Source organism: Arsukibacterium sp. (assembly GCF_033722355.1).
Taxonomy (GTDB): Bacteria; Pseudomonadota; Gammaproteobacteria; order Enterobacterales; family Alteromonadaceae; genus Alishewanella.
Genome location: NZ_JAWVZF010000125.1, coordinates 1 through 8,303 on the forward strand (window position 1 = coordinate 1; position 8,303 = coordinate 8,303).

Annotated in this window: 9 protein-coding genes; 6 read left to right on the forward strand and 3 right to left on the reverse strand. The window is 50.7% G+C overall.

What is annotated here, in order from left to right:
• The coding region (locus R3177_RS11035; protein ID WP_318971082.1) for a nitroreductase family protein at positions 1–438 on the forward strand (438 nt) is incomplete at its 5' end.
• A gap of 81 nt (positions 439–519) precedes the next feature.
• Here R3177_RS11035 and asnS read toward each other — a convergent pair.
• Positions 520–1,920 (reverse strand): asparagine--tRNA ligase, encoded by a 1,401-nt coding sequence (gene asnS / locus R3177_RS11040; RefSeq protein ID WP_318971083.1) that lies wholly within the window; start codon positions 1,918–1,920, stop codon positions 520–522.
• 103 nt (positions 1,921–2,023) lie between these two features.
• Between asnS and R3177_RS11045 the strand changes: the two genes are divergently transcribed.
• On the forward strand, positions 2,024–2,407 hold the full coding sequence (locus tag R3177_RS11045; RefSeq protein WP_318971084.1) for a hypothetical protein: 384 nt from the start codon (positions 2,024–2,026) through the stop codon (positions 2,405–2,407).
• A gap of 17 nt (positions 2,408–2,424) precedes the next feature.
• Here R3177_RS11045 and bioA read toward each other — a convergent pair whose 3' ends face one another.
• Complete coding sequence (bioA, locus tag R3177_RS11050) at positions 2,425–3,717, reverse strand: adenosylmethionine--8-amino-7-oxononanoate transaminase (RefSeq protein WP_318971085.1); 1,293 nt, start codon at positions 3,715–3,717, stop codon at positions 2,425–2,427.
• 116 nt (positions 3,718–3,833) lie between these two features.
• Here bioA and bioB point away from each other — a divergent pair, with 116 nt between their 5' ends.
• The 4 genes from bioB to bioD are packed head-to-tail and all read left to right on the forward strand — an operon-like array spanning position 3,834 to position 7,540.
• Positions 3,834–4,871 (forward strand): biotin synthase BioB, encoded by a 1,038-nt coding sequence (gene bioB, locus R3177_RS11055; protein WP_413229085.1) that lies wholly within the window; start codon positions 3,834–3,836, stop codon positions 4,869–4,871.
• 2 nt (positions 4,872–4,873) lie between these two features.
• A complete protein-coding gene (locus R3177_RS11060; protein ID WP_318971087.1) occupies positions 4,874–6,037 on the forward strand; it encodes an 8-amino-7-oxononanoate synthase in 1,164 nt (387 codons plus the stop codon).
• Positions 6,034–6,858 (forward strand): malonyl-ACP O-methyltransferase BioC, encoded by an 825-nt coding sequence (gene bioC, locus R3177_RS11065; protein WP_318971088.1) that lies wholly within the window; start codon positions 6,034–6,036, stop codon positions 6,856–6,858. Before R3177_RS11060 ends, bioC begins: the two co-directional genes overlap by 4 nt.
• The gene (gene bioD, locus R3177_RS11070; RefSeq protein ID WP_318971089.1) at positions 6,848–7,540 is read left to right on the forward strand and encodes a dethiobiotin synthase; all 693 of its coding nucleotides are present in this window, start codon (positions 6,848–6,850) and stop codon (positions 7,538–7,540) included. The genes bioC and bioD overlap by 11 nt, the downstream gene beginning before the upstream one ends.
• Before the next feature lie 130 nt (positions 7,541–7,670).
• Here the strand turns inward: bioD and pepE are convergent.
• The coding region (gene pepE / locus R3177_RS11075) for a dipeptidase PepE (protein WP_318971090.1) at positions 7,671–8,303 on the reverse strand (633 nt) is incomplete at its 5' end.

Here is an 8,303-nt window from a genome sequence, read left to right on the forward strand (position 1 = left end):
GGACTCAGGCCCTGGCGTTTTGTTATTGTTACCGGCAAAGAAGCGCTTAACCGGCTTGGCGACGTCTTTGCTGAGGCCGCCGTTGAAGATGCTCCTGCTATTTCTGCCGAGATGCAAGAACGGGCCAGGCAACTACCTTTGCGGGCGCCGATGGTAATTGTCTGTATAGCCAAAGTCACTGACCATCCGAAAGTACCGGCTTATGAGCAGGTACAATCTGCAGCCTGTGCCGTGATGGCAATGCAACAGGCAGCCTTTGCCCAGGGTTATGGTGGTATCTGGCGTACCGGTAGCTATGCCCAGCAGGATTTTGTTAAGCAGTCACTGGATGTAGGGGAGGACGATGAAATCGTTGGCTTTTTATATTTAGGCACTGCGGCAGGCTCGGTGCCGGTGCGAAATGAGCCCGATCCTGAGGCGTTTTTTAGTTACTTTTAATGGCCACCATCAGTTAAATGACAACCTATAAAATAACAAACCCGCTTAAGGCGGGTTTGTTTTACAGCAGCAAAGCAGTTACTAAAACTCAGCGTTGCCAGGGGTACGTGGGAACGCAATCACATCGCGGACATTGCCTACGCCGGTAACATAGGAAACCAGACGCTCAAAACCCAACCCAAAGCCAGCATGCGGCACAGTGCCATAACGGCGCAGGTCGCGATACCAGCTGTAGTCTTCTTTATTCAGGCCCATTTCATCAAGCCGCTTATCGAATTGCTCCAGCCGCTCTTCCCGCTGGCTGCCGCCGATAATTTCGCCAATACCCGGCGCCAGCACGTCCATTGCGGCAACCGTTTTACCGTCGTCATTCAAACGCATATAAAACGCTTTAATGTCCTTGGGGTAGTTCTGCATAATAATTGGCGCGCCGACATGCTCCTCTGCCAGATAACGTTCATGCTCAGACTGTAAGTCAACTCCCCACTGCACCGGGTACTGAAAGGTTTTGCCACAGTTTTGCAGAATTTCAATGGCGTCGGTGTAATCCATCCGCACAAAGGATGAGTCAACCAGTTTTTGTAAACGGCTAACGGCCGTCGGGTCGATCCGCTCGGCAAAAAATGCCATATCGTCAGCACGCTCAGTTAGCACTGCTTTACAGACATATTTCAGCATATCTTCAGCCAGCTGGGCGATGTCTTTCAGTTCTGCAAAGGCTACTTCCGGCTCAATCATCCAAAACTCAGCCAGATGCCGGCTGGTGTTAGAGTTTTCAGCGCGGAACGTCGGGCCAAAGGTGTATATTTTTGACATGGCACAGGCGTAAGTTTCGCCATTTAACTGGCCGGATACGGTCAGATAGGTTTCTTTACCGAAGAAATCTTCGCTGTAATCCACTTTACCGGTATCAGTGCGTGGCAGGTTTTCTAAATCCAGTGTGCTGACCCGGAACATTTCGCCGGCACCTTCGGTATCTGAACCGGTAATAATCGGTGTGCTAATCCAATAGTAGCCCTGCTCATGAAAAAAACGATGGATTGCCTGCGCCAGACAATGGCGAACCCGGGTAACCGCACCCATAACATTCGTGCGGGGGCGCAAATGAGCATGTTCCCGCAGATACTCCATGCTGTGACGTTTCGGTGCCATTGGATAGGTATCCGGGTTTTCTACCCAGCCGACAACAGTGACATTTTCAGCCTGAATTTCAAAAGCCTGGCCCTGGCCTTCTGAACGGGCCACAGTGCCGGTGACAATGACAGAACAAGCCGTGGTTAACCGCTTTATTTCACTTTCATAATTTGCCAGATCTGACGGCGCCACAGCCTGAACTGCATCAAAACAGCTGCCATCGTGTACAGCCAAAAAAGAAATACCGGCTTTAGAATCGCGACGGGTGCGGATCCAGCCTTTAACAGTGATCTGTGAGCCGGTCTGATACTTTCCGGCCAACACATCTTTTACTACGGCGTGCGTCATGCAACAAACTCCAGATGGTGTTATAACTAGGCTATATTTATGAAAGCTGTAATCATACTTTGCCACAAGCACAAAACAAGTAAAAGTTGGAAGGAAGCCAAAAATGACCGCATATAACAAGGCAAGATCGGAGAAGGGAGGACCTGATTTTGAGCGCCGGGAAGGGCCCGATTTATTATGCAGGGCTTTTAAATATCTGGCGATAGCCGCCTGGCTGCTTTTTTTTGCTGCGATGATCGTCAGCCACTATGCCCGACCGGAAATGGACACGGGCCTGGTAAGGTACTGGGGGTTGGATATTCGTGACTACTGGCAGCCCCGGTTAACCTTCTGGTTAGTTTATCTGCTGTGGGGCTGCGTGTTAGTCAGTATTACCAGTTTGCTGCTTAACCGGATGCGGCTGAAACGGCGTGGCGATCATTTGCATTTTAATATTATCTTATTACTGCTAAGTGCCAGCGGCATGCTGCTTTACATTCTGAAATAACTGCTCTGTTAAGCTCATCAACGCTGTGCTGATGCACTGATAGCCGATGCTACTTTAAACATTGCGCCGGTAAGCATACTCAGCTGTGTCTGACTGATAATAAATGGAGGCATAATATAAATCAGATGATTAAACGGCCGGATCCAGACGCCCAGTTCAACAAACTGTTGCTGCAGGGCGGCCACATCCACTTTTTGATGCATCTCCAGTACGCCTATAGCACCTAAAACTCTGACATCTTTCACTGCAGCCAGAGACTGACATGGTGCCAGTTCCTTCTTAAGCTGCTGCTCAATGGCCGCTACCTGCGCCGGCCAGTCATTCTGGCGGATAATTGCGACACTGGCATTGGCCACAGCACAGGCCAGCGGGTTTGCCATAAAAGTCGGACCATGCATTAACCCGCCAGCGGCGCTCTGGCTAATTCCTCTGGCAACTTCGTCGGTACACAAAGTAGCCGCCAGGGTGATGTAGCCGCCACTTAAGGCTTTTCCAAGACACATAATATCAGGGGTAATGGCCGCATGTTCACACGCAAATAACTTTCCGGTCCGGCCAAAGCCGGTGGCAATTTCATCTGCTATAAGCAGTACCTGGTACTGATCGCACAAGGCTCTGGCCTGACGTAAAAATTCCGGATGGTAAAAGCGCATGCCGCCGTAACCCTGAACTACCGGCTCAAGAATCAGCGCCGCGATATGCTGATGTTGTCGTTTCAATAGTTCTGTCAGCGGCTGCATATCTGATGAATTGAATGTCGCATCGAAGCTGCTTTGCGGTGGCGGCAGGAAATAATGCTGATTTAAAATACCGGCAAACATATCATGCATCCCATCCACCGGGTCACAGACAGACATTGCCGCGAACGTATCGCCGTGATAACCCTTGCGCAGGCTGATTAACTTTGTTTTTGTCGGAGTGTCGCTGGCTAACCAGTATTGCAGCGCCATTTTTATCGCCACTTCGACCGCAACTGAGCCACTGTCTGCCAGAAATACTTTGGTTAAATCTGCCGGGGTGATCTCAATTAATTGCTGACATAAACTGACAGCCGGTTGATGGGTGATACCGCCAAACATCACATGGGCCATCTGTTGCAGTTGCCCGGTGACCGCCGCATTTAATAGCGGATGGTTATAGCCATGAGCAGCGGCCCACCAGGAAGAGGTGCCATCTATCAGCCGCTGGCCATTTTCCAGTATTAACTCACAGCCTTCAGCCCGGCTGACCGGGTACACCGGCAAAGGATTTAGCATTGAGGTATAGGGGTGCCAGATATGGTCGCGATCAAATTGTAAATTAATGCTCATAAAGTAACCAACAGTAAAGTTATGGGCCTGGTCAGCGTTGACAAGTGGCAGCCGCCGGTTAGACTAGCCGAAAAACCGCTTAACAACAATGGAAATCCTCTATGCAAGCTGCTGCCATCCCTCAGGTTCGCCATAACTGGACTCTCGCCGAGGTTAATGCGCTATATGCATTACCTTTTAACGATTTATTGTTTCAGGCGCAAACAATCCATCGCCAGTTTTTTACGCCGAATGAGGTGCAAATCAGCACTTTATTGTCGATTAAAACCGGCGCTTGTGCTGAAGATTGTAAATATTGTCCGCAAAGTGGCCATTACAATACCGGCCTGGAGCGCGAGCGGCTGCTGGAAGTTGAAAAGGTATTAACTCAGGCAGCTGCCGCCAAAGCGCAGGGCGCCAGTCGCTTTTGTATGGGCGCAGCGTGGAGCAATCCGAAGCAGCGTGATATGCCTTACATTATTGAAATGGTAAAGGGCGTGAAAGACATGGGTCTGGAAACCTGCATGACGCTGGGTATGCTCGATAGCAGCCAGGCCCAGACACTGGCCCAGGCGGGCTTGGATTATTACAATCATAATCTGGATACTTCGCCGGAGTTTTACGGTGAAATTATCACTACCCGCACTTATCAGGATCGCCTGGATACGCTAAGCCATGTGCGCGATGCCGGCATGAAAGTATGTTGTGGTGGTATTGTTGGCATGGGCGAAAGTGCGAATGACCGCTCTGCGCTGCTGATGCAACTGGCCAACCTGCCGGAGCACCCACAGAGTGTGCCAATTAATATGCTGGTAAAAGTGCAGGGCACACCGCTGGAAAATGTCGCTGATTTAGACGGTTTTGAGTTTATCCGCACCATTGCTGTAGCGCGCATTATGTTGCCGCAAAGCCATGTACGGCTGTCGGCAGGGCGTTCGCGGATGAATGAGCAGATGCAGGCACTTTGCTTTTTTGCCGGTGCGAACTCGATTTTTTATGGTGATAAATTACTGACCACGGATAACCCTGAGGCCAATGCTGATATGCAGCTGTTTGCTAAATTGGGAATTAAGCCTGAACAACGGCCAGATGTATCAGATGAAGCGCATGAGCTGGCGTTAGCGGATGCTATTAACGAGCAGGCTAATCCACCGCTTTATCACGCGGCGCAGTAGGCATGGTGCAAGCCAGGCTTAGCAGGCTGCAGCACGCTCTGACTGAGCGTGCTGCCAGGCAGCTATTACGCCAACCCGTTACCCTGGATAGCTACAATGGCCGGTTAATTACCGTTAGCGGCCGGGAGTATCTTAACTTCTCGGGTAATGATTATCTGGGGCTGGCACAGGCGCCGGAGGTAAGGCAGGCTTTTGCTGATGGTGCGATAGCTTATGGTGCAGGTAGTAGTGGCTCGCCATTGGTGACCGGTCAGCATAAAGTGCATCAGCAATTAACGGATACCCTGTGTGACTGGCTGGGGACGGAAAGGGCACTGTTGTTCTCTTCCGGTTTTGCTGCAAATCAGGCCATGTTGTTAACGCTCGCCGCGAAAGAAGATGCACTGCTTTTAGATAAGCTTAGTCATGCGTCACTTATTGACGCGGCGCTTTGCAGCAAAGCGGCATTCAAACGCTTCGCTCATAATAACCTGAATGATCTCAACCAACTGCTAAACCATCATAATGTGGCTGGTTCGCAACCTATGGTTGTAACAGAGGGCGTATTCAGTATGGATGGCGATAGCCCTGATTTAGCGGCGATGCTTAGCTTGTGCCAAAAATATAGCGCTCCGCTGCTGCTCGATGATGCCCACGGCTTAGGGGTGCTCGGCCCACAGGGACAGGGTAGCGCTGCATCACAAGGTGTTGCAGCAAGTGAGTTGTTTTGTCTGATGGCTAACTTTGGTAAGGCACTGGGTGCAGGGGGGGCTTTTATTGCAGCCAGTAATACTGTCATTGATTACCTTGAGCAATTTGGCCGCCATTACATTTACAGTACGGCATTATCACCGGCTTTATGTGCCGGCGTGCTTAAAAGTATTCAATTGTGTCGCCAGCAGGACTGGCGGCGCGACAAATTGCAGCACAATATCAGTTTATTCAGGAAGCTGTCGGCTGATTTGCCATTATTAGTCTCTGCATCGGCTATTCAGGGACTTGTCCTTGGCAGCAGTGCCCGGGCGATTGCCGCCAGTGCTCAGCTTAAGCAAGCCGGCATTTGGCTGAGCGCAATCCGGCCACCAACCGTGCCTGCACAAAGTGCCCGTTTGAGAATAACGCTCAGCAGTCAGCATACTGATGATGACATCAGCATGCTGGTACAACAGTTAAGGCGGGCAATATGATAGCGTCTTCAGCAGGTTTCGCGGCAATGGCTGAACAGCAATGCCAGCAGGCAGCGTTTTTAAAACAGGTCGCAGCAAGTTTCGGTAAAGCCAGCGATAGCTATATCTCTGCCGCCAGATTGCAGCAGCAGGTGGCCAGGGATGCCCTGGCAATGCTACCCGCTGAAGCCAACGGCTGCTTACTGGATGTTGGTTGCGGCCCGGGATGGCTCCATCCTGAATTTAGCCGGTACTGCGCCGCTTTCAGTGCAGTAGATCTGAGTGAAGGGATGCTTCACAAAGCCCGTACTCAGCAACTGGCGACGGCATATATTCAGGCGGATGCTGCGTCACTGCCCCTGGCAGATAGGCAGTTTGATAAGCTGTTCTCAAGCTTAATGCTGCAATGGTGTCCAACACCAAAAACCGCGCTCGCTGAAATGGCCAGAGTGCTGGCGGCGGATGGCCGGCTGGTTATCAGCACGCTGATAAAAGGAACCTTAACTGAACTGCGGGATGCTTTTGCCACACTTGATCAACAGGCCCATATCCATTCGTTTTTAACTGCAGATGAACTTATCACTGCCGCCCGCCAGTTGCCCGATATTAGCTGGCAGTTTGAGCGACGTAGTTACCAGTTATATTACCCTGATGTACAAACTTTAGCCCGTGAGCTTAAGGCCCTTGGTGCAAATCAGGTTGCAGGACGCAGCCAGTCGGGTTTAACCGGCAAAGGTTACTGGCGGAAACTGGCCGCTGCCTATGAGCAGCATCGTTGCCAGGATGGCATCCCGGCAACTTATCAGGTGTTATTTATTCAGGGAACAAAACATGGCCGTTAAATCGTTGTTTATTACCGCTACTGATACCGATGCCGGCAAAACCTTTGTCAGTTGTTTACTGTTACAGGGTTTGGCTGCGCGCTCTGAGAAGGCTGTTGGGGTAAAACCAATAGCGGCGGGCACTAACGACCAAAACCAGAACGGTGACGCGTTACTGCTGCAGCGGCATTCCGGTATCGCGTTACCTTATCAGCTGATAAACCCGATTTGTTATCAGGCGCCGGTAGCGCCGCATCTGGCCGCGGTAAACGAACAGCAGCCAATCAGCGAAGCGAAACTTGATCAGACGCTTGAGCAGTGGCAACAATTGCCTTTGCAATGGTTACTGATTGAAGGCGCCGGCGGCTGGTTGTTGCCGCTTGATGGGCAGCGTTATCTGGCCGACTGGGTAGCGAAACAGCAATTGCCGGTAGTGCTGATTGTTGGGATGAAACTGGGTTGTTTAAATCACGCTATGTTAACTGTGCGGGAAATTGCCCGCAGTGGCTGTCAGCTGCTGGGCTGGGTAGCCAATTGTGTTGACCCCGATATGGCGTTAGCAGAGCAGAATATTGCTGATCTTCAGCAACGGATCCCGGCACCCTGCCTTGGCGTGGTGCCTTATCGGCCGGATAACAATGAGCAAGTTGCTTTAAATTTAGCCAGTAGTTTGCTCAGGACGTCAGGTTGCAACACACGCTAAGCTCGCAACAGCGACAGCAACTTCGCTACCGCTGACGCGATCGCTCAGACACTCTGTAGCGACTGATCGTGTATTCCAACCTTCGTTTTATCAGCCAGGTTAAATCAGTCCAACCTTTCCCTGTGATTAACTAAGATTTTTCAGTGTAGTTTATTCCGCTTCGTTTTAATGTTGGCGGGCTGTTATCTAAAAAATGAGATAAATCGCTGTTTTCTGCAATAGCTGTTTTAGCACCGCCTTCAAACAGATAGCCACCATCTTTACCCAGCAACGTTAGCTCATCACCATTACATTTAAGGGCGGTGCCTTCCGGCAGGGCGATAATCGGCGTTTGCGGATTTAACTGCATAAATTCAGCAAGACGCATATCCCGGGTTTCACCATGAAATCCCTCCGGTTTATAGTCGCTGTAATGCGGGTTTAATTGTAGTGGTAACAGATTAAGTGCCTCAAATGAAGCGGGTTCAACGATCGGCATATCATTGGTGGTACGAATAGTCGCGCCAGCGATATTGGAGCCTGCGCTCCAGCCAATATAGGGAATGCCGCTGGTTACGCGTTGCCTAGTAAGTTGGACAATATCTTTCTGATACAACATATTCAGCAGCTGAAAGGTATTGCCGCCGCCTACTGCTATCGCCTGGGCCTCTGTAATCGCCTGCTGCGGATCGTCACACTGATGTAAGCCCTTAACTTTAACCGATAGCGGCTCTAGCGCTCTGGCAACCTGTTGCAGATAGTCATCATAATTAATCGTCACTCC

Bases quoted from the DNA above. Each gene is read 5' to 3' on its own strand.
- asnS (WP_318971083.1), bottom strand. From the start codon at position 1,920: ATGACGCACGCCGTAGTAAAAGATGTGTTGGCCGGAAAGTATCAGACC.
- R3177_RS11045 (WP_318971084.1), top strand. From the start codon at position 2,024: ATGACCGCATATAACAAGGCAAGATCGGAGAAGGGAGGACCTGATTTT.
- bioA (WP_318971085.1), bottom strand. From the start codon at position 3,717: ATGAGCATTAATTTACAATTTGATCGCGACCATATCTGGCACCCCTAT.
- R3177_RS11060 (WP_318971087.1), top strand. From the start codon at position 4,874: ATGGTGCAAGCCAGGCTTAGCAGGCTGCAGCACGCTCTGACTGAGCGT.
- bioC (WP_318971088.1), top strand. From the start codon at position 6,034: ATGATAGCGTCTTCAGCAGGTTTCGCGGCAATGGCTGAACAGCAATGC.
- bioD (WP_318971089.1), top strand. From the start codon at position 6,848: ATGGCCGTTAAATCGTTGTTTATTACCGCTACTGATACCGATGCCGGC.